Source organism: Pseudoxanthomonas beigongshangi (assembly GCF_016820515.1).
GTDB lineage: Bacteria > Pseudomonadota > Gammaproteobacteria > Xanthomonadales > Xanthomonadaceae > Pseudoxanthomonas_A > Pseudoxanthomonas_A beigongshangi.
On the sequence record NZ_JADHDV010000024.1, the window covers coordinates 1 to 23,761 of the forward strand.

Annotated in this window: 19 protein-coding genes; 9 read left to right on the forward strand and 10 right to left on the reverse strand. The window is 65.5% G+C overall.

Translation table 11 applies throughout. The features are described 5' to 3' along the window. Positions 1–136: 136 nt before the first annotated feature. The gene (locus tag IQ458_RS15785) at positions 137–982 is read right to left on the reverse strand and encodes an amidohydrolase family protein (RefSeq protein WP_203323418.1); all 846 of its coding nucleotides are present in this window, start codon (positions 980–982) and stop codon (positions 137–139) included. Between the two features lie 289 nt (positions 983–1,271). On the opposite strand from IQ458_RS15785, the gene IQ458_RS15790 reads away from it, so the two are divergent. Then, the gene (locus IQ458_RS15790; protein WP_203323419.1) at positions 1,272–1,706 is read left to right on the forward strand and encodes a GNAT family N-acetyltransferase; all 435 of its coding nucleotides are present in this window, start codon (positions 1,272–1,274) and stop codon (positions 1,704–1,706) included. Between the two features lie 715 nt (positions 1,707–2,421). Here IQ458_RS15790 and IQ458_RS15795 read toward each other — a convergent pair. The 4 genes from IQ458_RS15795 to IQ458_RS15810 all read right to left on the reverse strand — a co-directional run bounded on the left by IQ458_RS15795 (position 2,422) and on the right by IQ458_RS15810 (position 8,917). Next, entirely contained in the window at positions 2,422–4,605 is a 2,184-nt protein-coding gene (locus tag IQ458_RS15795; RefSeq protein WP_203323420.1) for a GNAT family N-acetyltransferase, read from the reverse strand. A 133-nt stretch (positions 4,606–4,738) separates the two neighbouring features. Next, complete coding sequence (locus IQ458_RS15800; protein WP_203323421.1) at positions 4,739–5,602, reverse strand: TSCPD domain-containing protein; 864 nt, start codon at positions 5,600–5,602, stop codon at positions 4,739–4,741. Between the two features lie 118 nt (positions 5,603–5,720). After that, positions 5,721–6,320 carry a hypothetical protein gene (locus IQ458_RS15805; protein ID WP_203323422.1) on the reverse strand — a complete coding sequence of 200 codons (600 nt, stop codon included), beginning with the start codon at positions 6,318–6,320 and terminating at the stop codon, positions 5,721–5,723. 443 nt (positions 6,321–6,763) lie between these two features. Next, entirely contained in the window at positions 6,764–8,917 is a 2,154-nt protein-coding gene (locus IQ458_RS15810; RefSeq protein WP_183644968.1) for an adenosylcobalamin-dependent ribonucleoside-diphosphate reductase, read from the reverse strand. Between the two features lie 534 nt (positions 8,918–9,451). Between IQ458_RS15810 and IQ458_RS15815 the strand changes: the two genes are divergently transcribed. The 7 genes from IQ458_RS15815 (at position 9,452) to IQ458_RS15845 (ending at position 16,746) form a co-directional block, all read left to right on the forward strand. Further along, positions 9,452–10,909 carry a Do family serine endopeptidase gene (locus tag IQ458_RS15815; protein WP_192199234.1) on the forward strand — a complete coding sequence of 486 codons (1,458 nt, stop codon included), beginning with the start codon at positions 9,452–9,454 and terminating at the stop codon, positions 10,907–10,909. A gap of 238 nt (positions 10,910–11,147) precedes the next feature. Next, a complete protein-coding gene (locus IQ458_RS15820) occupies positions 11,148–11,513 on the forward strand; it encodes a hypothetical protein (protein ID WP_141454151.1) in 366 nt (121 codons plus the stop codon). Positions 11,514–11,522: 9 nt separating this feature from the next. Next, positions 11,523–11,999, forward strand: coding sequence for a phage holin family protein (locus IQ458_RS15825; RefSeq protein ID WP_203323423.1), 477 nt, complete (start codon positions 11,523–11,525; stop codon positions 11,997–11,999). Further along, a complete protein-coding gene (locus IQ458_RS15830) occupies positions 11,996–12,433 on the forward strand; it encodes a protein sip-5 (protein ID WP_203323424.1) in 438 nt (145 codons plus the stop codon). The genes IQ458_RS15825 and IQ458_RS15830 overlap by 4 nt, the downstream gene beginning before the upstream one ends. 928 nt (positions 12,434–13,361) lie before the next feature. Beyond that, positions 13,362–14,462 (forward strand): AI-2E family transporter, encoded by a 1,101-nt coding sequence (locus tag IQ458_RS15835; protein WP_183644960.1) that lies wholly within the window; start codon positions 13,362–13,364, stop codon positions 14,460–14,462. Between the two features lie 182 nt (positions 14,463–14,644). Continuing rightward, positions 14,645–15,382, forward strand: a complete 738-nt coding sequence (locus IQ458_RS15840; RefSeq protein WP_183644957.1) for an HAD family hydrolase — start codon at positions 14,645–14,647, stop codon at positions 15,380–15,382. Next, positions 15,379–16,746: a leucyl aminopeptidase family protein gene (locus IQ458_RS15845; RefSeq protein WP_203323425.1), complete on the forward strand. Its 1,368-nt coding sequence runs from the start codon at positions 15,379–15,381 to the stop codon at positions 16,744–16,746. The genes IQ458_RS15840 and IQ458_RS15845 overlap by 4 nt, the downstream gene beginning before the upstream one ends. On the opposite strand, the gene IQ458_RS15850 is transcribed toward IQ458_RS15845, so the two are convergent. The 5 genes from IQ458_RS15850 to IQ458_RS15870 all read right to left on the reverse strand — a co-directional run bounded on the left by IQ458_RS15850 (position 16,737) and on the right by IQ458_RS15870 (position 22,230). Further along, a complete protein-coding gene (locus tag IQ458_RS15850) occupies positions 16,737–18,443 on the reverse strand; it encodes a sensor domain-containing diguanylate cyclase (RefSeq protein ID WP_328805202.1) in 1,707 nt (568 codons plus the stop codon). The genes IQ458_RS15845 and IQ458_RS15850 overlap by 10 nt on opposite strands. 243 nt (positions 18,444–18,686) lie before the next feature. Beyond that, positions 18,687–19,289, reverse strand: a complete 603-nt coding sequence (locus IQ458_RS15855; protein ID WP_183644951.1) for a response regulator transcription factor — start codon at positions 19,287–19,289, stop codon at positions 18,687–18,689. A gap of 47 nt (positions 19,290–19,336) precedes the next feature. Further along, the gene (locus IQ458_RS15860) at positions 19,337–20,512 is read right to left on the reverse strand and encodes a sensor histidine kinase (RefSeq protein ID WP_203323445.1); all 1,176 of its coding nucleotides are present in this window, start codon (positions 20,510–20,512) and stop codon (positions 19,337–19,339) included. Positions 20,513–20,545: 33 nt separating this feature from the next. After that, positions 20,546–21,313 carry an ABC transporter permease gene (locus IQ458_RS15865; protein ID WP_203323426.1) on the reverse strand — a complete coding sequence of 256 codons (768 nt, stop codon included), beginning with the start codon at positions 21,311–21,313 and terminating at the stop codon, positions 20,546–20,548. Beyond that, the gene (locus IQ458_RS15870) at positions 21,313–22,230 is read right to left on the reverse strand and encodes an ABC transporter ATP-binding protein (RefSeq protein WP_203323427.1); all 918 of its coding nucleotides are present in this window, start codon (positions 22,228–22,230) and stop codon (positions 21,313–21,315) included. The genes IQ458_RS15865 and IQ458_RS15870 overlap by 1 nt, the downstream gene beginning before the upstream one ends. Before the next feature lie 246 nt (positions 22,231–22,476). Here IQ458_RS15870 and IQ458_RS15875 point away from each other — a divergent pair, with 246 nt between their 5' ends. Next, the gene (locus tag IQ458_RS15875; RefSeq protein ID WP_183644942.1) at positions 22,477–23,724 is read left to right on the forward strand and encodes an efflux RND transporter periplasmic adaptor subunit; all 1,248 of its coding nucleotides are present in this window, start codon (positions 22,477–22,479) and stop codon (positions 23,722–23,724) included. Positions 23,725–23,761: the final 37 nt, after the last annotated feature.

Consider the following 23,761-nt stretch of genomic DNA (forward strand, 5'->3'; position numbering starts at 1 on the left):
GGTGTCTACGGAATCGGGGGCGTACCAGTCCCGAATACAGTTCTTCGCGCAATTTCTCATCCCGCAGGACTATGATCGCTAGTACTAGAGCAGACCTCCTGCATTGGCCACCACGCACTCGCTCGGCGTGGACTATTCAATCAACGTTGTCAAGCAGGGCATTTGCATTCTGATAGCGCACCTTGGCCAGCTCCTGCTCGTCCAGGCCCAAACGGTTGAGCGCGTCGGCGTTCTGCTCAAGCGAGAACTGCGGATAGTCGGACCCCAGCAGAATATGGTCGATGCCGACATTGCGCATGGTCCAGACGAACTCCTGCTCCACCGGCGAATCCGCCACCAGCGCCACGATGGCCGAGACATCGAAATAGATGTTGTCGCCCAGCAGGCCCTCGGCGGTGCGCGCCGCCTTGAGGGTATTCCAGAAGCGGAAGTTCATCCCGCCCATGTGCGCGAAGATGATCTTCGTCCCCGGCGCGTGCAGCGCCAGATTGAACATCTTCTCGCTGTCGCCCGGCAGGATGTTGGCGTTGTCGATCAGCACGATGACGCCGAGTTCGCCGGCACGCTGGACCAGGGCCAGCACCCGCGGGTCATCGGCCTCGAACTTCTGGGTGTGCGGATGAATCTTGAGGATGCGCGCGCCCCGCTTGGCCACCCGCGCCAGCTCGTCCAGCGCCGCCCGGCCATCATAGGGGTGCACGGTCACCACCGCCGTCATCCGGGGATGCCTGGCCGCCAGGGCCAGGATGCCGTCATTGCCGGCGCGGATGGCCGCCGTGTCCCCGGCCAGCGCCTGGTTGGGGCCGCCAAACCACATCCCGGCGAAATCGGCCGGCCCCAGCTTCTGCGCTTCCAACTGCGCCTCGTAGGCCTGGAGCGACTTCTCTCCCTCCCACAGGTGGACGTGCGAATCAAACAGCGTGGATTGCGCGGCGGCGGCCGGCGCGAGGGCGGCCAGGACCAGCGCCAGGACGGCGCGCATGCGGTATGCCCGTGCGGCGACGGCGGGTTGAGCAGAATGACAGCGGGTGCCTCTGAAGCTCATTGCGCTTCTCCAGGGTGTTTAACGCGGACAGCCTTTCATACGAGCGACGCCCGACAGCAGATCGCCGATGGTATGGCTGCATACGGCCGGGCTGAATAGGTCATAGGTTGGGAGCCAATCTGCCCATGGCCGGAACGACTAGCGGCCCGGTTGGCACTGATTGACGGCCTGCCGGTGCCTGCCCAGAATCGCGGCATCCCAGTCGTGTATCGCCAACACCACGTCGATGACCCTTCATATCGAGCATGCCGTTTCGGACGAGCAGATAGCCGCGACGTTCGACGTCATGCGCCAACTGCGGCCCCAGATCGAAAGAGCCAGCTATGTTTCCCTCATCCGCAATCTGATGGCCAGCGACAACCTCAAGTTGCTGGCGCTCACGGATGACAACGTGGTGCGGGCCGTGGCCAGCTACCGCATCATGAACATGATCTATTGCGGTCGCCTGCTCTATATCGACGACCTGGTAACGGACGAGCGCGTCCGCTCCAAAGGCTACGGATCAAGAATCCTCGCCAGACTACGCGCCGAGGCCGAAGCCCTGGACTGCTCCGAGATTCAACTGATCTCCCGAACCATCCGCGAACAGGCCCATCGCTTTTATTTCCGCGAAGGGTTTGGGATCGAGTGTTTTCAGTTTCGGATGCGGTTGAAGGAGTAGGTGGATTGAGATTGGGCCGGGGAGCCTAATCAGGCCCTGGCTCATCCAGGCTTCCACTTGGATGAAACCCTCTGCCTGCCGATTTCCTTGTAGGTCCTGAGCGACTGCTTCGCCTGCATGGCTGAGGACGTCAGCGGCATGCTGTCCGCCCCGGGCTATCACTAGGCAAGCACGAAACAGACGCCGCGAACGACGCGTAACAAAAACGCGATCAGCCGATCGCCGGCGTTCCATTTTTTGCGCTATCGTAATATAAAAATATACTCACTTTCCAATCAATAGGTCCTGCTATACAGACAACGTAACTGCATCATGCAGTGGGTGCTCCGACCCAAGCCGTGCAAAAAATTGCGGCGGCTGAAATCCGCCATCCAATTGCCTTAGGCTCTCGAGAGACAACGTGCTACGCAGACGCGTCGAATCCTCAAGAACTAATGCAACACCTCGTTCGGCACCACAAAAATAATCAAAAAATTCAGCCTTCGACAGTCCAGAAACCTTCCCGTAGTGTCGCCATAGTGACGCTGGTGAGGACGAATGGATCCTCCCTATCTTTGCGCGACCAACAATAGAACCTACTGGAACCTTCACATAAATCCATACAGTTGCACCGGCAGAGACATTCATACTTCTCCGCCTCAACTCAACAAGCTTTTGTCCGGAAAAAATGTTTTCTGCATGTCGAGACTCCAGCGAAATCAGGATGTGTTCGCTATTAGCCACAACCAAATCCCTCTGCCAGAATCGCCCGCATCTGCTCGTCCGTCAGCCTGCTCGTCGTGATCAATTTGTTCGGATCTCCACAGCCGATCCGCTTCAGAAAATGCAATCCAACTGGGTTCGGTAAGACAAAAATATTGTCAAACACCGTGACTGTCTTCATCTGAGATTTCCCAATATCGTTCAAACTTGCCTTGCTCAGCACCGATTGCTTGAGATCAAATACATCGATTGCGTCGCACGCCTTGAGATGGGCTTCTCGAACTCTAGCCAGCGCAACAACCTGCCTTCGCCCGCCGTCCCGACTGGATTCATAAAAGAACATCAAGCTCCCGCGCTTGAAGTGCTTCAACGTATTAGGGTCGCTTAAGTATAGTCTGTCAGCATAGGATGATGCAGACGCTTGTGGCAGCAATGTTCCCTGAGCAGAATGCCCAAGCAAAGGCTCAGCATAGCTCCGCCTTACTGGACTGATGACCGCTGGGCGACCTGGCAAGCAGAAGAGGGCTGGTGTCAACAACGATTCCAGCCGGTCCAAAGTGACGTGGACACGGTTTCCGTCTGGCGTATGAATGACCAGATGCTTATCCGGCCCTTCATAAATAGGGGACGTATCTGGCAGCCTAGGACCGCCTTTAGCAGCAAGATCTAACTGAGCCTGCTTCCAAGTTGTCGGAACCACTATCTTGCCAAGTATTGATTTTATTAGAAAGCTGGCTTGCGGAGAACCAACAAATCCTAGTACCACTCCGACTTCTCGGAGATACGACTGACGCTGAGGTAGCTCAACCTTTATCTGGCACGCGCCATTCTTCGCCAATTTCTCTGTTAGATGAAGCAGCAAAATTCGAGCGGCTTCTAGTGCCTGCGGATCCGACTCATCAACTGCGGCTCTCGCCGTTGCCCTACCATCATTCGCTGTCAGCGCAGACCATGTCACGTATCCAACACATTGACTATTGCTGAAAACAGCAAAGCGGAATGCACTACGGCCTTGCCCACCTACTGGTAGCCAGCCGGATGCAATTGCCGACCCAGAAAGCCCTAATTTCTTAAGAAGAACCCGAATAGAATCTTCTGTGTCTGGCGATACGGACAAGAGCCGAAGCGTACTCTTTTCGCTTGTTTCGAAAGTTTCGTCGCTATAATTTGACGCTTCGTCTATTTCAAATGCTTGCGACGAAACAACTTGAATTCCGAAGCGCCTCTCTATTTTAGGAGAAGCCTGAAGCAAAGCCTCGTCGTTTGTCACAAGGCCTGACAAGTCGTGCTGTATAGCCGTGATGATATGACGGAGATCGGAGCGTTCGTTCGCGTTTAATGCCCTCTCTTTGGCTGCTTTAGGAAAAACAATTTCGGCCAACTCGCGCAAGACGGGATCTGATTCATCTATCTTTTTAAGCGGAAGGCACGAGAAGGTCTCGGTATAGGCCTCCATTGGATCTGTGTTCCTCTCTCCAAGATTCCGTTTTAGCTCGTCACGAACTTCACTACTGATTGCAAGCCGGCAGAAATTCAGTCTTTCTGATTGAAACAACGCCACGACGCTATTTCGTCTCAATCGGCGTGGTTGAACATCGAACAGCACGTTCATATCCAGCAAGTACATCGGCTGCTCGTTTGCCAGCGGCAACTGAATTCCAAGTGGATTGTGTTCATCCAGGCCGCTCGTAGGGAAGAGCTGTGGCGAATCAAGCTCATGACATCTAACAAGAATTTGTCTGTTTCTCGTTACACCACCTTTAACCGATCGCTGTATATAGAACCGCTGCTTTTGCCAAAACCCATTCGCCGCGACAAGATCTTCCGCGACCCTTGCATAGATGGAAATGAAAGAGCTCTGAGTTAGTGACGCACGAAGATGATCAAGCAATAAAGACGCCGCCCCCAATCGCCTGTATGGCCTTAGCGTAAACATCTGTCGAACGTTCGCGCGCGGGAAATTTCTATCAAAAAGCAGATGTCCCGCGTACTGCACGCCATCTTTCGATTTTTCAACGAGCACGTACAGGCCGTCACGTCGAGCAAACTGCTCGAACACACTCTTGGGCGTAAACCCGAGTTCATTTCTATGAGCGTCGGAGGCGTTACTCACCTCATCAAGCCATCGCTCAGTAGTCTGAAATCCTTCCAAAATTTCGAAGGACGGATCTCGTACATATTGCTTGCTTCGCGTCATGATCCTTCACGCCATTACTGTGTCCCCAGCCGAATGCTAACACCTGGAACTAATGGCGCGCCCAATGTGAGTGGCGCCCAGGACATAAGCCCTGAGTTCTCACACTCAATGACGCGGTACTCGGAGTACTACGTCACCCGCACTTCGAATACCCACAGTTCAAGCACGTCGCGCAGCCGTCCATGATGACGAGCGCCTTGGTGCTGCACTTGTGGCAGAGGGTGGCGGAGGGCGGGAAGCTGGCGCCGTCGCCGGTGACGGCGATGTCTTCGGAGGCGCCTGGGGTGTTGGTGGTGCTTGAAGGGCCTGCGCCAGGAGCGCCCCCTTCTGCCCTTCGGGCATCTTCCCCCGCTTGGGCGGGGGAAGGGATGGGCGGGGGGGTTATTTCAGAGTTTTTTTTTGCGCGGTCTTCGTACTGCTTGCGCTTTTCGGCCAGGATGGCGCGCTGGTGGTCGCTCATTTCCGGGTCGTGGATGAGGCCGATCGACTTCATGTGCTCTTCGACGATGGCGCCCAGTTCGGCGACCAGGGACGGCATGTAGACGCCGCCGGCCTTGAAGTAGCCGCCGCGCGGGTCGAACACGGCCTTCATTTCATCGACCAGGAAGGTGACGTCGCCGCCCTTGCGGAACACGGCGGACATGATTCGGGTGAGCGCGACGATCCACTGGAAATGCTCCATCGACTTGCTGTTGATGAAGATTTCGAAGGGACGGCGCAGTTCGTGCTCGGTGCCGGCGTTGAGCACGATGTCGTTGATGGTCACGTACATGGCGTGTTCCACCAGCGGCGACTTGATCTTGTAGGTGCTGCCGACCAGCACTTCCGGGCGCTCGATGCGCTCGTGCATGTGGATGATGTCGGCCTTGGGCAGTTCGGCTTCGGCCTTGGCGCGGGTGATCGACTCGGCCTGCACCGGGGGCGCCGCTTCGCGCGCCTTGTCTTCCGGGGTGAGGACGCTGTAACCCTTGATTTTCTTGTCGATCTTGACGGCCATGGCGGGAAATCCTGTTGTGTCGTTGTGCGAGGTGATGAGGGGACCGCCTTCCGGGCGGTGGTGCCCTTAAAGCCTGTCCCCTCTCCCGGTCAGGGAGAGGGGAAGGCGGTGTTGCGGGTTACTTCCTGGCCGCCTTTTTGGCGGCTTTCTTCACGGTCTTTCTCGGGGCTGCTTTGCGGACGGCTTTCTTGGCCGCCTTCTTGGGTGCTGCTTTCTTCGGTGCTGCCTTCTTGGCCGTGGCTTTCTTCACGGCTTTCTTCACCGCCTTGCGGGCGGTCGTCGCCTTCTTGGCGACCTTGCGCTTGGCCGTGGCCACGTCACGCTTCACCGTGCCCTTGGCCTTGGCGACATCCTTCTTGGCGGTGCGGCGCGCGGCCGACACCTTCTTGGCCGCCTTCTTCTTGGCGCCGGTGGCCTTGCGCTTGAGCGCGGCGGCTTCCTTCTTGGCGTTGGCGCTGGCGGCGGCCAGTTTCTTCTTGGCCTTGTCGACGGTCTTCTTCACCGCCTTGCTGGCCTTGCTGGTGCGCTTGGCGACGGCCTTCTTGGCCTTGGCGAGGTCGGCCTTGACGGTCTTTTCCGCCTTCTTGGCGGCCTTCTTCGCCTTGGCGACGGTGGCGCTGGCGGAGGAGGCGACCGCGCCGCCGATTTCCATCGCCTTTTCCTTCACAGTCTCGGCGGCGTCGGAGAGCGTCGCCGTGACACCATTACCGTTGCTCATGTGCCCTCCTGTGGGCGTTCTGTCGGATTACGTCACCGATGCTATACCCAGCTTCGCGGTTTTGCAGCGGGGCTGGGGGTTGTGGGTTTTTGCCTTGCTGGCGGATGGTTGAAAGCAAGAGCAACTCGCTGCGCTCGCCCCCCTCACCTGCCCTTCGGGCATCCTCTCCCGCACGCGGGAGAGGAGACTTTCGGGTTGTTTCCTGGGCAAGAGCAACTCGCTGCGCTCGCCCCCCTCACCTGCCCTTCGGGCATCCTCTCCCGCAAGCGGGAGAGGGGACTTTCGGGTTGTTTCCTGGGCAAGAGCAGCTCGCTGCGCTCGCCCCCCTCACCTGCCCTTCGGGCATCCTCTCCCGCACGCGGGAGAGGAAGCTTCGTTCGGTTTTCTACTTGGGCGTCGCTCTTTCGGGTTTGGTGCGGCTGCTTGGCAGCGCGCGCCGGCCATCAGAACTTGCCGTAGTAGCCTTCCTTGAGCGCGTCGAACAGGTTGGCGGCGGTGTGCATTTCGCCGTCGTATTCGATCTGCTCGTTGCCCTTGACCTCCACCACGCTGCCGTCGTCCAGTTCGAAGCGGTAGGTGGTGTTTTCCAGGTCCGCTTCCTTGACCAGCACGCCCTGGAAGGCGGCGGGGTTGAAGCGGAACGTGGTGCAGCCCTTCAGGCCCTGCTGGTGGGCGTAGCGGTAGATGTCCTTGAACTCCTCGTAGGGGTAGTCCGTGGGGACGTTGGCGGTCTTGGAGATGGAGCTGTCCACCCACTTCTGCGCCGCGGCCTGCACGTCCACGTGTTCCTTGGGCGAGATGTCGTCGGCGGCGATGAAGTACTCCGGCAGCTTGGCGTCGGCTTCGTCGCTGAACGGCATGGCCTTAGGGTTGACCAGTTCGCGGTAGGCCAGCAGCTCGTAGGAGTAGACGTCCACCTTTTCCTTGGACTTCTTGCCTTCACGGATCACGTTGCGGCTGTAGTGGTGCGCGAACGAGGGCTCGATGCCGTTGGAGGCGTTGTTGGCCAGCGACAGGCTGATGGTACCGGTGGGGGCGATGGAGCTGTGGTGGGTGAAGCGGCTGCCCACCTCGGCCATTTCATCGACCAGATCCGGCGCGACCGAGGCCACGCGCTGCATGTAGCGGCTGTACTTGGCGTGCAGGACCTTGCCGGGGATTTCCTGGCCGACCTTCCAGCCGTCCTTCGCCATTTCCGGACGCTTGCGCAGCATCTCGGCGGTGACAGTGAACAGCTCTTCCATGATCGGGGCGGCGCCCTTTTCCTTCGCCAGCGCCAGGCCCATTTCCCAGCCGGCCACGGCCATTTCGCGGGCGATGGACTCGGTGAACTCGCACGATTCCGGGCTGCCGTACTTGTGCTTGAGCATGGTCAGGGTGGAGCCCAGGCCCAGGAAGCCCATGCCGTGGCGGCGCTTGCGCAGGATTTCGGCGCGTTGCTGTTCCAGCGGCAGGCCGTTCACTTCCACCACGTTGTCGAGCATGCGGGTGAACACGCGCACGACCTCCTTGTATTCCTCCCAGTCGAAACGGGCCTGGTCGGTGAAGGGGTCGCGCACGAACTTGGTCAGGTTGACCGAGCCCAGCAGGCAGGCGCCATAGGGCGGCAGCGGCTGCTCGCCGCACGGGTTGGTGGCGCGGATGGTCTCGCACCACCAGTTGTTGTTCATCTCGTTGACGCGGTCGATCAGGATGAAACCCGGCTCGGCGTAGTCGTACGTCGAGACCATGATCATGTCCCACAGGTGGCGGGCGCGGATGTGGCCGTAGATCTTGCAGGCGACCAGGCCGTCGTCGCGGACCACGTAGTTCTTGTGGGTCGGCCAGTCGCGCCAGACCACCTGGTTGGCGTCTTCCAGGTCCAGGTCGCCCTTTTCCTTGATGTTGACCGGGAACACCAGCGGCCAGTCGCCGTCGTTGTTGACCGCGTCCATGAAGCCGTCGGTGATCAGCAGCGACAGGTTGAACTGGCGCAGGCGGCCGTCTTCGCGCTTGGCGCGGATGAAGTCCTTCACGTCCGGGTGGGAGACGTCGAAGGTGCCCATCTGGGCGCCGCGACGGCCGCCGGCCGAGGACACGGTGAAGCACATCTTGTCGTAGATATCCATGAAGGACATCGGGCCGGAGGTGTAGGCGCCGGCGCCGGCCACGAACGCGCCGCGCGGGCGCAGGGTGGAGAACTCGTAGCCGATGCCGCAGCCGGCCTTCAGGGTCAGGCCGGCTTCGTGGACCTTGTCCAGGATGCCGTCCATCGAGTCCTCGATGGTGCCGGAGACGGTGCAGTTGATGGTGCTGGTGGCCGGCTTGTGCTGCTGGGCGCCGGCGTTGGAGGTGATGCGGCCGGCGGGGATGGCCCCGCGGCGCAGCGCCCACACGAAACGCTCGTACCAGTAGGCGCGCTTCTCGTTGGTGGTTTCGGCATCGGCCAGGGCACGGGCCACGCGCTGGTAGGTACCGTCGATGTCGGCGTCCAGGGCTTCGCCCTGCTTGGTCTTCAACCGGTACTTCTTGTCCCAGATGTCCTGGGACGCCGGCTGCATGGGGATCTCGGTCCCGGTTGCCGCTGTCTTGACCGCCTCGAGGCGCACCGTGCTCATGTTGTGTCGTTCTCCTTGGTTCCTGAACCGGGTTCTTTTCTAGTTGTGTGTTACCGCAGCGTGCCCGGACGACGGGGACGACCGGCCCGCGCGCAGCGCTCCATCATGCGCGGCGCAGGTTGCCGGAGTGTGTTGGCGGGATTGCGGGAAACGTGCTCACGTAGGCTCACGCTAGTTTTCTCACACCCTTCCGTCGCTTTGGCGCCCCTCCCCGGGGAGCCTTCCTTTGTCAAGCAAAAACACCAGTGCTTGGGCCGCTTTCGCACCGGACCGCTATATGTAGTGGCGGCACGAGGTAGCCAAGCTACCCCCGGCCGGGGGGTCTGTCAATCGGCTTATGGTGCTTTTTTTCATGACAATCCGGGGTGATCCGGTGAAACCGCGGACAGTCCTGGCGTGGAACTTCATTGCGGGTTTAGTGGTCGATGCGCACACTCGTTCAGGAACGGCGGACGCCCCTTGCAAGCCTCGCCGGGCGCCGCCATCCGAAGTCCCAGACCCTCACGACCTGCCGCGATACGACCGATGCGACCGATCCGACCGCTCCCCACCCTGCTGGCCCTGACCGCCGCCGCCGCCTTCGGCGGATTCGCCGCCACGGCCATCCACGAAACCTTCCAGCAGCCCGCGCAGGCGATGCCCGCGGCCGCCATTCCCGTCGCCGCCACGCTGCCGGCCGCCGTCGGCGGCCAGCCGGTGCCGTCGCTGGCGCCGATGCTCAAGCAGGTCACCCCGGCGGTGGTCAGCGTGTACAGCCGCCAGACCGTGCGGGTGGCCAGCCCGTTGGGGCCGTTCGCCGACGACCCGTTCTTCCGCCGCATCTTCGGCATCCCGGACATGCCGCGCGAGCGCGTGGAGCGCGCGCTGGGCTCGGGCGTGATCATCGATGCCCAGCAGGGCCTGATCCTGACCAACCACCACGTCATCGAGAATTCCGACGGCGTGTCGGTGACCCTCAGCGACGGCCGCACCATGGAAGCGGAGTTCCTGGGTTCGGACCCGGACACCGACGTGGCGGTCATCCGCATCCCGGCCACCAACCTGACCGCCATCCCGATGGCCAACAGCGACCAGTTGCAGGTCGGCGACTTCGTGGTGGCGATGGGCAATCCCTACGGCCTGGGCCAGACGGTGACCTCGGGCATCGTCTCGGCGGTGGGTCGCAGCGGCATCCCGATGGCGGGCTTCCAGAACTTCATCCAGACCGACGCCTCCATCAACCCGGGCAACTCGGGCGGTCCGCTGGTCAACCTGCAGGGCCAGCTGGTGGGCATCAACACCGCCAGCTTCAACCCGCGCGGCAGCATGGCCGGCAACATCGGCCTGGGCTTCGCGATTCCGATCAACCTGGCCCGCAACATCAAGGACCAGCTGATCGCCAACAACGGCGTGGTCAAGCGCGGCACGCTGGGGGTGGAAACCCAGAACGTGGACGAGCGCCTGGCCAAGGGCCTGGGCCTGGAGAACCCGCGCGGCGCGCTGGTGACCCGGGTGTATCCGGGCTCGGCCGCCGCCGCCGCCGGCCTGCAGTCCGGCGACGTGGTGCTGGCCGCCAACGGCCAGCGCATCGACAACGCGCCGTCGCTGCACAACTTCGAGGGTCTGCAGGACGTCGGCAGCCGGATCAGCCTGGACGTGCGCCGCGACGGCAAGCCGTTGCAGCTGACGGCGACGTTGAAGGAAGGCCTGCGTTCGCTGGATGGTTCGACGGTGGATCCGCGCCTGACCGGTGCGACCTTCAAGGATCTGGACGAAGGCTCACGCCAGCAGCTGCGCAGCATGGGCGCGGTCGGAGGGTTGCAAGTGGCCAATGTCGCTCGCGGCAGCCGAGCCTGGAACAGCGGCCTGCGTCCGGGCGATCTGGTGGTGGGAGGCAGCAGTGGCGATTTCGCCGATCTGGCCAGCTTCCGCGCCAGCTTCGATCGCAAGCCGCAGCAACTGGTGTTGCAGATTCTGCGTGGTCGCAGCTCCGGCAATCTGCTGATGCAGTAGGCGAAGCAGGAGCAAGAGCAAATCCCCCCTGCCCCCCTTTTTCAAAGGGGGGGATCCTTCGGTGTTTTTCACTTGAACCCCGATGCTGCTTCTGCCTCCCCCTTTGGAAAAGGGGGATTGAGGGGGATTTGCTTCTGATCCTGGGATGTGCGCAAAGCCCCCAACCGGCCACATAACAGCCCATTCATGCCCACCTGCTATAGAGTGGAGCGGCAATCCCTCACTGCTGGAGACGACGATGAGCAATCCCACCGCTACCGATGCGATGAAGAGCAATCTGGGCGAGGCTGGTTCGCACCTGAAGTCGGCCGCATCCGCCGCCGGCGAGGCGATCAAGGGCGCCGCCGGCGCGGCCGGCGACGAGCTGAAGCTGGGCAAGGCCAACGTGAAGTCCGAGCTGGCCGACAGCGCGCTGGCCGGCATCGCCGCCGCCGAAGTGGGTGGCGCCGCCGCCCGCGAACAGGTGGATGCGTTGATGGACAAGGGCCGCGATCTGATCGACAGCGCCGCCGACCTGATCCGCGAACGTCCGCTGGCTTCGTTCGGGGTGGCCTTCGCCGCCGGCTGGATCATCGCCAAGCTGGCACGCAGCGGCGACAAGTAAGCCCCACGCGTGAGCGTTCCGCCGGAATCTTCCGACACCGAAGCACCCCGAGCCGCCAAGCCCGGGCTGGACGACAGCCTGCGCGAGGTCGGCGCGGCCGGCAAGGCGGCGCTGGCGTCGGCCGGTGACACCGGTCGCGCGCTGCGCCGGCTGGTGTCGGCGGATCTGGCGCTGGCGCGCAGCGCGTTCGGCCGGGCGCTGGCCTGGGCCGGCGTGGCGATCATCTTCGGCGCCTCGGCCTGGCTGTTGTGCGCCGGTGCGTTGATCGCGTTGCTGCAGCGGCTGGGCTGGACCTGGCTGCAATCGCTGTCGGTGACCGCGCTGGTCAGCATCGGCGTGACCGTGCTGGCGGCGTGGAAGGTGGGGCAATATTTCGATCACACCGGGCTGCACGCCACCCGCCGCCAGTTGCAGCGGCTGGGCCTGTTCGACGAGCACGACGACGATGCCGAGGATGGCGACGACGGCCAGGGAGCGGCGCGATGAATTTCGAACGCCTGCAACGCCGCGTGGATCGCGCCGAGCAATTGGTCGAGGGCCGCGCGCTGCAGACCCGGACGCACTGGCAGACCCTGAGCCAGGTCTGGCGCGACAGCTGGACGCCCGGACGCATCATGATTGCCGGACTGGTCAGTGGTTTCCTGGCCGGCCGCGCCGAACCGCTGCGCTCGATGAACGGCGCGCGCTGGTTGCAGATGGTGGGTTCGCTGAGCAGCCTGTTCGCCACCGTGCAGGCGGCCACCGCCGCCGATCAGGCCAGCGAGGCCGCCGGCACCGCGCAGGCGGTGCAGGAAGAACAGGCGGGCTCGCAGGCTTACCCGCCGGAAGAGCCGCTGGTGGATGAAGCCTTCGACGAGGAAGAGATGCCCCTCCGCCAGCCCATGCCAGCGGAAGCGGCGACCGAGATATCCGAGCGCTAGGCTCGCGAAATCCGTCCAGTCGTTGTCCCCCACGCCCTGATGTTGCTCTTGCCTCCCCCTTCGAAGAAGGGGGACCGAGGGGGATTGGCTCTTCCGCGTAAAAGCAAATCCCCCGGTCGCCTGCGGCGCCCACCCCCTTCTTCGAAGGGGGTAGTTCGCAACCACTTCTCGCGAGCCGCGGGGTTCTTCTTGTGGCTCTGCTTTGCCTCCCCCTTTGAAAAAGGGGGACTGAGGGGGATTGGCTCTTCCGCGTAAAGCAAATCCCCCGGTCGCCTGCGGCGCCCACCCCCTTCGTCGAAGGGGGTAGTTCACAATCACTTCTCGCGAGCGCGCGGGGTTCTTCTTGTGGCTCTGCTTTGCCTCCCCCTTTGAAAAAGGGGGAACGAGGGGGATTGGCTCTTCCGCGTAAAGCAAATCCCCCGGTCGCCTGCGGCGCCCACCCCCTTCGTCGAAGGGGGTAGTTCACAATCACTTCTCGCGAGCGCGCGGGGTTCTTCTTGTGGCTCTGCTTTGCCTCCCCCTTTGAAAAAGGGGGAACGAGGGGGATTGGCTCTTCCGCGTAAAGCAAATCCCCCGGTCGCCTGCGGCGCCCACCCCCTTCGTCGAAGGGGGTAGTTCACAATCACTTCTCGCGAGCGCGCGGGGTTCTTCTTGTGGCTCTGCTTTGCCTCCCCCTTTGAAAAAGGGGGAACGAGGGGGATTGGCTCTTCCGCGTAAAGCAAATCCCCCGGTCGCCTGCGGCGCCCACCCCCTTCTTCGAAGGGGGTATGGCTTGTGTCGCCCGGCACCCGTCGATTCGGCGTGAACGAAACCCGCTTCCCCTTCACGCCATGACGATGACGCCTGCCGGAACCCGTCCGGCCACCGCGCCGGCCGTGCGGAACCGGCCTGGAGCGGCATAATCGGACTCCATTTCCGGAGTGCCCCGATGGCCCTTTCGCCCGCTGGCGACACCCCCGCTGCCGCCGCCGAATCCACGCCGCTGCCGCCGCGCCCGCGTGCGCCGATCGCGCTGGTGGTGCTGGCGACGCTGGCGGTCGGGTTCACCCTGTGGGCGGCGCAGGACGTGGTGCTGCCGGTGCTGCTGGCCGCGTTCTTCGCGCTGGTCGGCAATCCGATCATCCGCACGCTGCGGCGCCTGCGCCTGCCGCGCTTCCTGGCCGCGCTGATCGTGCTGCTGGGCGGACTGGCCGCCGCCGGGGCGCTGGGCACGCAGTTGTGGCAGCCGGCTTCGGTGTGGTTCCGCGAGGCGCCGAGCGAACTGCGCCAGCTGGCGCCGAAGCTGCGCGAGTGGACCAAGCCGGTGCAGGAGGCCAACCGCGCGGCGGAGAACTTCGCCCGCGCCGCCGGCGGCGAGACCGGCAAGCGCCCGCAGATCGTGCGCACCGCGCAGGACGATCCCTACCGCATGCTGACCACCACGCCCCGCTTGCTGGCCTCGATCCTGGCGGTGGTGTTGTTGACGTTCTTCTTCATGGTCTACGGCGAGAACCTGCAGCGGCAAGCCATCGCGCTGCTGTCCAGTCGGCAGCAGAAGAAGTTCACCGTGGACATCCTGCACTCCATCGAGCGCGAGGTCTCGCGCTACGTGCTGACCATCAGCGTGATCAACACGGTGGTGGGCCTGATCTTCGCCACCGCGCTGTACCTGCTGAAGATGCCACTGAGCGAGGCGATGCTCTGGGGCACGCTGGTGGCGCTGCTCAACTTCGCGCCGTATGTCGGCCCGCTGATCGGGGTGATCATGATGCTGCTGGTCGGCTTCATCACCTTCGACGATCCGCTGCACACGCTGCTGCCGGCCGGCATCTACCTGGTGCTGCATACGCTGGAAGGCCAGATCATCACGCCGATCATTCTGGGCCGGCGGATGGCGCTGTCGCCGCTGGTGCTGATCCTGGCGTTGATGCTGTTCGGCTGGGCGTGGGGCATCATCGGCCTGCTGCTGGCGGTGCCGCTGCTCGTCTGCGTGAAACTGGTGCTGGCGCGGGTGGAAGGCATGGAAGGCTGGGCCCGCCTGCTGGAGTAACCGCCCCGCCCCCTCCAACCTGTGGGAGCGACGTGAGTCGCGAGCTTTTGGCACGGAACCGGCCATACCCCGTCTGTGGCTTTCCTGGCGATGGTCGGGTATCGCGACTCACGTCGCTCCCACAAGAAGGGAGTGGGTAAGCGTTTTCGGCGGCTGGAAGCGCGGCGGGGTAAAATCGCCCCGTGAGCTTCCCCGTCCGCGCCATCACCCTCGACCTCGACGACACCCTCTGGCCGTTCGCGCCCATCGGCGCGCGGATTGAACGGGTGCTGCACGAGTGGCTGATCGAACACAGTCCGCGTACCGCCGAACTGTTTCCGGTCGAACGCATGCGCGCGCTGCGTGAGCAGGTGTTCACCGCCCATCCGGAACTGATCCACGACCTCAGCGCGTTGCGCCGCCTGACCCTGCAGCGCGCGCTGCACGAGAGCGGAGCGGATCCGGCGTTGCTGGAACCGGCCTACGAAGTGTTCTACGCGGCCCGCAACCAGGTCGAATGCTACCCCGACGCCATCGACGCGCTGCTGCGCATCGCCGCGCGGGTGCCGGTGGCGGCGGTCACCAACGGCAACGCCGATCTGGAGCGAATCGGGCTGGCCCGGCATTTCGTGTTCCAGCTGGGCGCGCGCGAGCACGGTTCGGCCAAGCCGGAACCGGGCATCTTCCTGGCCGCCTGCGATCGCCTGGGCGTGCCGCCCGCGCAGGTGCTGCACGTGGGCGACCACATCGATCTGGACGTGGTCGGCGCGGCGCGCGCCGGCCTGCGCACCTGCTGGCTCAACCGGATCGACCACGTCGATCACCTGGCCGGCTGGCCGCATCCGGATCCGTTGCCGGACCTGGAATTCGCCACCCTCACCGCACTGGCCGACTGGCTGGATGCCCATCCCGATTTCGCCACGGAGCATGCCCGCGCATGAACCTTTCCCCCGGCTACACCCAGGATTCCCCCCAGGCCCGACCCCTGCACGTCGTCGCGCGCGGCGGCTGGGAAAGCTGGCGCGATGCGCAGCCCGCCGCCGTGCGCGCGTGGCTGGAGGCGCAGAACTACAGCGCCGCGCCGGGCACGTTGGCGCTGCTGCCGGATGCCGAGGGGCTGGCCGGCGCGGTGATGGGCGTGGGCGACCCGCTGGACCCCTACAGCTACGCGCACGCGCCGTTCGCGCTGCCCGCGGGCGACTGGCGGATCGCGCATGACCTGGATGCCGACGCGCACGCGGCGCTGCAACTGGGCTGGGGCCTGGGCAGCTACCGCTTCAGCCGCTACAAGACGCCCTCGCGCGTGCCGGCGCGGCTGGTGCTGGGCGAACCCGACGCCGAAGCGCAGGATCTGCTGACCGCCAGCCTGCGCGTGCGCGACTGGGTCAACACGCCGACCGAGGACATGGGTCCGGACGAGCTGGAAGCGGCCGCGCGCGCGATCGCCGAGGCGCATGGCGCGGACATCGACGTCATCGCCGGCGATCAGCTGCTGGCGCAGAACTTCCCCGCCATCCACGCGGTCGGCCGCGCATCGCATCGCGCGCCGCGCCTGATCGCGCTGCAATGGGGCGACCCGGCGCATCCGCACGTGGCGCTGGTCGGCAAGGGCGTGTGCTTCGACACCGGCGGGCTGGACATCAAGCCGGCCGACGGCATGCGCAACATGAAGAAGGACATGGGCGGCGCGGCGCACGCGCTGGCGCTGGCCGGGCTGGTGATGGCGCGGGGGCTGCCGGTGCGCCTGACGCTGCTGCTGCCGGCGGTGGAAAACAGCATCGGTCCGAACGCGTTCCGCCCCGGCGAGATCATCGCCACCCGCAAGGGCATCAGCGTGGAAATCGACAACACCGACGCCGAAGGGCGGGTGATCCTGTGCGACGCGCTGACCTACGCCGGCGAGCAGTCGCCGGAGATCGTGCTGGATTTCGCCACCCTCACCGGCGCGGCGCGGATCGCGCTGGGTCCGGATCTGCCGGCGCTGTTCGCCAATGACGACGCGCTGGCCAACGACTGGATCGCCGCCGGCGATCGCATGCGCGATCCGGTCTGGCGGATGCCGCTCTGGCGTCCCTACCTGCGCTACCTGACCAGCAACGTGGCGGATCTGGCCAACGCCGGTTCGCGCATGGCCGGCGCGGTCACGGCCGCGCTGTACCTGGAACGCTTCCTGCCGGCCACCCAGAAGTGGGCGCACCTGGACGTGTACGCGTGGAACGACAGCGATCGTCCCGGCCGCCCCGCCGGCGGCGAGGCGCTTGCCCTGCGCAGTGCCTACGCGCTGCTGAAGGCGCGTTACGCCTGATGGACCACGTGGCCGCCTGATTCGGCGGCCGCTTCCACCCGATCCCGGCCATCGCGCTTGGCGCGGTAAAGCGCTTCGTCGGCGTGGCGGATCAGGCTTTCGCCCTGGCGCCCGTGCAGCGGGAAGCTGGCCACGCCGATCGACACGGTGACCGCCGGCAGCTCCTGGCCCATGTGGCGGATGCGCATCGCGCCCACCGCCGCGCGGATGCTCTCGGCGCGCTCGCGCGCGGTGTCCAGATCGGTTTCCGGCAGGATCAGGGTGAACTCCTCGCCACCATAGCGGCAGGCAATGTCCTCGCTGCGCGCCAGCTTTTGCAGCAACTGGCCGAACCCGGACAGCAGGGTGTCGCCGCCGACATGGCCGTGCAGGTCGTTGAAGGCCTTGAAGTGATCCAGATCCATCATCATCACGCTCAGCGGCAGGCCGCGCCGTTCGCAGCGCGCCAGTTCGCGCGCCAGCGATTCCTCCAGGTAGCGGCGGTTGAACAGGCCGGTCAGCGGTTCGCGGATGGATTGCAGGCGCAGGCGTTCCTGCAGGTCCAGGTTGGACAGCGCCATCGACAACTGCTCGGCGGCGGTCTCGATCAGATCCTGGCGGGCCAGGAACCCGTCGTCGGGGCTGGACAAGTACAGCAGGCCCAGCTGGGTGCCCTGGGCGATCAGCGGAATGCAGGCGGTGGTCGGCGAGGCGTGCAGCGCCGGCGACATGACGTGGGTGCAGCCCAGCATCTCGGCATGCGCGCGATGCACGTGCGGCTGGCCGCGGCGCAGCGCCCAGCAGGCTTTCAGCGGGAACATGGCGTCGCTGTGCAGCGCGTGCTCGCCCCAGTGCGCGGCTTCCTCGGCGTAGTCCTGCGAGGCGCGAATCCGGTACAGCGTCCCGCCGACGTGCGGCAGAAGGCGGGCGAAATGCTGGGTGGCCAGCCGGATCGCCTCCTCGGTACGCACGCAGCTCTGCAGCATGCCGCTGTAGCGACTGAGTTCATTGAGGTCGGCGCTGTGGGTCTCCAGCTTGTCGATGGTCACCATCAGTTGCCGGCGGGCATCGCTGCTGGCTTCCTCCGCGCGGGCCCGGCGGCGGATCTCGCCCACCAGCAGCCAATAGACCAGTCCGGTCACCGCCAGCCCCAGCGGAATGCCGAGCAGCGCCAGGCCACGCAACAGGTTGGCACTGTCCTGGCTGGATCTGGCGCGCTGGGCCAGCAGTTCGCGCTCGGCGGCGATCAGCGTTTCGGCCTGATCGCGGATGCTGACGCTCGCCTGCCGCACTTCATGGTTGATGGAACGTTGTGCCGCCGCCAGGCCGCCGAGCCGGAAGTTGCCCACGGTGGCTTCCATCTGCGAGAGCCGGCGCAGGATTTCGATCCGCCACGCGACCACCCGCCGGGTCTGTTCGGGGTTGTCGCGGACCAGCAGTTGCAGGCGCTCGATCGCATCGGGCAACTGGTCGCGGCTGCGCCCGTAGTCGGCCAGGTAGTTGACGTTGCCGGTGAGCAGATAGCCACGCTGGGCGGACTCGCTGTCATGCACCGCCGCTTCGATGGCGCCGATGAGCGCGATGACCTCGTTGGTGTGGGTCACCCGGTTGGCGTCGGAAATGAAGCGTTGCGCCCCGTAGAACACGCCCGCACCGATGGCCACGAAGATCAGCGCGGCGGCGAAAAGACCGAGTCGGTTGGCTTGGCGGGGTCTCACGGGAATGCGTCAGTGCCGGGTCGGGACCGGCCCCAGCCTAAGCACAGGCACCGGACACGACAATCCCGCAGGCACCGTTATGGAACCAGCGACACATCATGACGCGCGTCACGCGGACCGCATCGAAAGCGCGCGGGCGGCTTCCGTTGCGCTTTGCGAGGTTTCGCCGCGCCCGCTGACGGCGGGTTGTCGGCGCGTGAGAACGTACGCTGACGAATGTGGAAGCCGCGATTACAGCGGCGACTACAGCAGGCCGCGCTGGCGCGCCAGCCGATAGGCCTCGATGCGGTTGCTCACGCCGAGCTTGCCAATGGCCTCGGACAGGTAGTTGCGCACGGTGCCCTGCGAAAGATTGAGCTGGCGCGCGATGTCGCCGGCCGACAGGCCCTCGCCGGCCAGCCGCAGCACCTGGCGCTCGCGATCGTTGAGCGGGTCGGCTTCGTTCCAGGCTTCCAGCGCCAGCTGCGGATCGATCGCGCGGCCGCCGGCATGGACCTTGCGCAGCGCGGCGGCCAGCTGGTCGGCCGGCGCGTCCTTGAGCAGATAACCCGACACGCCCGCGTCCAGCGCGCGGCGCAGATAGCCGGCGCGGGCGAAGGTGGTGACGATCACCACCCGGGTAGGCCACGCGTGGCGATGGATGCGCTGGGCCAGTTCCAACCCGGTCAGGCCGGGCATTTCGATGTCGGTGACCAGCAGGTCCGGACGCAGCCGCTGCAATTCGCGCCACGCCGATTCGCCGTCGGCGGCGGTGCCGACGACTTCGATGTCCGCTTCCAGGTTGAGCAGCGCGGTCAACGCGCCGCGCACCATCGCCTGATCCTCGGCCAGCAACACCCGGATCATGCGCGCGGGGATTGCGCCGGATGCGGGGCGTGCGGCATGGGGCGTCCTCAGGTCTGCGCGGGCAGCAAGGATGCCGCGCCGGAGGCCTGTGGCGCCAGCGGGCCTGCCGGCAGACTGGCTTCCAGCACGGTGCCGCGGCCGGGGCGTGCATCGACGCGCAGGCTGCCGCCAAGTGCTTCCAGCCGCTCGCGCATGCCGCTCAGTCCGTTGCCGGGCACGATGGCGCCGCCGCGCCCGTTGTCCTCGATGCGCAGCCGCAAGCGTCCATCTGCCACTTCCAGCTCCACCCGCGCGGCGCTGGCGCGGGCGTGCCGTTGCAGGTTGGTCACCGCCTCGCGCACGGTCAGCGCGAGCACGGTTTCCTGTTCCGGCGACAACGGCGGAATCCCGGCCGGACAGGTCAGCGTCACGCCGTCGGATTCCAGCAGCAGCCGTGCCGAGGTCAGTTCGGCGGCCAGGCCCGCCGCGCGGATGCCGGTGACCGCGCTGCGCACCTGCGCCAACGCGTCGCGGGCGACCCGGCTGACCTCGTCGATCTCGCGCCGCGCGCCCGCCGGATCCCGATCCAGCAGCTTGCCGGCCAGATCCGACTTGAGCGCCACCAGCGACAACGTGTGGCCGAGCAGATCATGCAGGTCGCGGCCGATGCGCTCGCGCTCGGCCATCGCGGCCAGCCGGCGCACCTCTTCGTGGCTGAGCATCAGCGCCGCGTCGGCCTGCGCCTTGCGCGCGAAGCTGATGTTCATCAGTCCCACCGCGAACCCGACCATGAGCGTGCTGGCCAGGTAGATCAGCGGCCAGCCCAGCGCCATCCATTCCACCGAATACGCGGCCAGCAGCACCAGCATCCAGGCAATCGCGGAACGGGTGGGGCCGGCGAACGCCATGAAGGCGCAGGCGTAGATCATGTAGCTCTGCGCACCGGGATTGAACGGCGTGAGCGCATAGCCCAGCACCGCCATGCCCAGCGCGTTGAACAGCATGTACCGGCGATCGCGGTAATAAGCGCCATGGAACAGCAGCAGGAACACCGCATAGCTGGCCAGGGTGGGCCACAGCCAGTTGGGGAACGACGCCGGGTTGGACATCGGGGTGACGAAGATCCAGATCGACCAGATCAGCATCAGTAACGGAAACCAGCGCCCGGTGCCGCGCCCGCGCAGCTCGCTGCGCCGCTCGTGCAGGTTCGCCAGCGAGTTCTCGGATACGGGCGGGAAGTACATGAACACGCGGATTCTCCGGAACGGAACCGAACCTCAGGCTGGACGCGCCAGCCGCCGCCAGGCCAGCAGGCCGAACACGACGGTGACGAGCGCCAGCACGGCCAGATGCAGGATCAGCGGCTGGCCCGCATCCTTGCCCACCACCCGCAGCGCGATCTGGGCCAGATGATACGCCGGCCACAACTGCGCCAGTTGCGACAGCACCGCCGGCAGCATGCTCAGCGGCAACCACAGGCCGGACAGGAATGCCATCGGCAGGTACACCAGGTTGATCACCGCCGGCGCGCCCTCGCCACCGACCAGACAGCCCAGCCACAGGCCGAGCGCGGCGAACGGCAATACGCCCAGCACGTTGACCAGCCACAGCGCCGCCCATTGCCACGGCGACAGCGAAACGCCGGCCAGGCCCGCGGCGATCAGCGCCAGCAGCATGGACACCACGGCGGCGAAGATCATCGCCATGGCGGTCTTGGCCAGCAGATAGGCCGCCGGCGGCATCGGCAGCGCGCGCTTGAGCGCCAGCAGGCCGCGCTCGCGATCCAGGGCCACGCTCACGCCGAAACCGAACAGGGCCACGCCCATCACCCCGAACACGCCATAGGTCGCCAGGAAGTAGCGCGCCGCCACGTCACCGCCCTGCCGCGCGCCCAGCAGCACGCCGAACAGCAGGTAGAACAACGCGGGAAACAGCAGGGTCGGCAGGGAGAACGAAGGCGTGCGCAGCAGGCGCAGGAATTCGTAGCGGGCTTCCAGCAGGTAGGCGCGCAGCGGCGCGCGCGCAGGAGCGATCGTGGTGTCCATCAGGCGGCCTCCTGTTCGCGGGCCTGCCGGGTGAGGCTGATGAAGGCCTCGGCCAGGCCGGCGCGGGCCACTTCCAGTTCGGTCAGCGCGGCGTCCTCGGCCAGCAGCCGGCGCACCACCGGTTCGGCCAGATCGGCGACGATCTCCAGGCGCTCGCCGTCATGCCGGGCGCTGCGCACCTGCGGCCAGCCGGCCACGACCTCCGCCGGCAACGCGGTGAGGCAGCGGATGCGCCGCTGCGCGACCCGCGCGCGCACCTCGGCTACGCTGCCTTCGGCGATCACGCGTCCGCCGTCGATCAACGCGACGCGATCGGCCAGCGCCTCGGCTTCCTCCAGGTAATGCGTGGTCAGCAGCACCGCGCAGCCGTCGGCGACCAGTTCGCGGATCGCTTTCCACAGGGTCTGGCGCGCGTCGATGTCCAGGCCGGTGGTGGGTTCGTCCAGGAACAGCAGTTGCGGACGACCGCAGATCGCCAGCGCGAACTGCACGCGCCGCTGCTGGCCGCCCGATAGCTGGCCGTAGCGGCGTTCGAGCAGGCCATCCAGTCCGGCCATCGCCACGCAATCGGCGACGCTGCGCGGGGCCGGATAGTAGCTGCGGGTCAGATCCAGCAGTTCGCGCACCTTGAGCGTGTCCGGAATGCCGGCGCTCTGCAGCATCACCCCGATGCGCCTGCGCACCGCCATCGCGCCAGGCGCCTGGCCGAACAGGCGGGCCTCGCCGCCATCGGGCGGTTGCAGGCCCAGCAGGATCGCGATGGCCGTGCTCTTGCCGGCGCCGTTGGGACCCAGCAGCGCCAGCAGGCGTCCGGGCGCCAGCGCCAGATCCAGTCCGGCCAGGGCGGTGATCGGTCCATAGCGCTTGTGCACGGCGCGCAACCGGGCCGGTTCGTACTGCGATGCCTGCGTATCCATGTGGGGCGCGCTCCCGAGGTGTCGGTGATGCGACCAATCTAGGTCGCCGCCGGCGGACCCGGCAGTGGCGGTCTTCATGCGTGGTGGATGACAGCTGTCACTTGGTCGTCCGGCCCTGGCCGGGCATCCTGTGCCCTCCCCGCTCCGGGCGCGGAGCCGCCGGGGCCGGCAACAAGTGACTTCCGGCAACTGGGCCGGGTTACCCTAGCTGGTCACACTTTCCGCGTTCGCCCGTCTGGATAAGCGATGAACTCTTCCGCCGACCTGTTGAAGGAACTCCGCATCGATCGCAAGGCCGCGCCGCCGGAACCGCCGTCGCGCCGTGGACTGTGGATTGGACTGGGCGTGGCCGCCGTGCTGGTGCTGCTGGCGGTGGGCGGCTGGTTCGTGTTCGGGCGCGACAAAGGCGTGCCGGTGCGGACCGCGCCGGTCATCGCGATCGGCAGCAGCGGGGCTTCGGCCTCGGTGCTGGATGCGACCGGCTACGTGGTCGCGCGGCGGATGGCGACGGTGTCGGCCAAGGTCACCGGCAAGGTCCAGGAAGTGCTGATCGAGGAAGGCATGCAGGTCGAGGCCGGCCAGGTGCTGGCGCGGCTGGAACCGATTGACGCCGACGCCGAACGCGCGCTGGCCGAAAGCCAGTTGCAGGCCGCGCGCAGCCAGAGCACCGGCGTGCAGGCGCGGCTGAAGGAAGCCGAGGCCAACGTGCGCCGGCTGTCGCAGCTGACCCAGCAGCAACTGGTCGCGCGCTCGCAATACGACCAGGCCGTGGCCGAACGCGACGCCCTGCGCGCCGAGGCGCTGACCTCGCAGCGCAACCAGCGCGCCGCCGCCGATCGCCTGCGCATCGCCGACATCGGCAAGGACAACACCGTGGTACGCGCGCCGTTCTCCGGCGTGGTGATCGCCAAGGCCGCCCAGCCCGGCGAAATCGTGTCGCCGCTGTCGGCCGGCGGCGGCTTCACCCGCACCGGCATCGGCACCATCGTCGACATGGATTCGCTGGAAGTGGAAGTGGACGTGGGCGAGGCCTTCATCGGCCGGGTGCAGCCGAAGATGCCGGTGGAAGCCACCCTCAACGCCTACCCCGACTGGAAGATTCCGGCTGAGGTCATCGCCATCATTCCCACCGCCGATCGCGGCAAGGCCACGGTCAAGGTGCGCATCGCGCTGAAGCAGAAGGATCCGCGCATCGTCCCGGACATGGGCGTGCGGGTGAGCTTCCTGGAAGCGGCCAAGCCGGCCGAGGAGAAGAAGCCGCAGGGCGTGCGCGCCCCGTCGGCGGCCATCGTCGAGCGCGACGGCCAGCCGGTGGCGTTCGCCCTGACCGAGCAGAACACGGTCGAACAGCGCCTGCTGAAGGTCGGCCAGCCGATGGGCGACGATCGCCAGGTGCTGTCGGGCCTGGGCGCGGGCGACACGGTGGTGCTCAGCCCGCCGGATGAATTGCAGGACGGCAGCAAGGTCACGCTGGCCGAGGACGAAGCGCAGTAACGGTTCCGGTTCCATCGCGCGCGTCGCGGACGTTGCG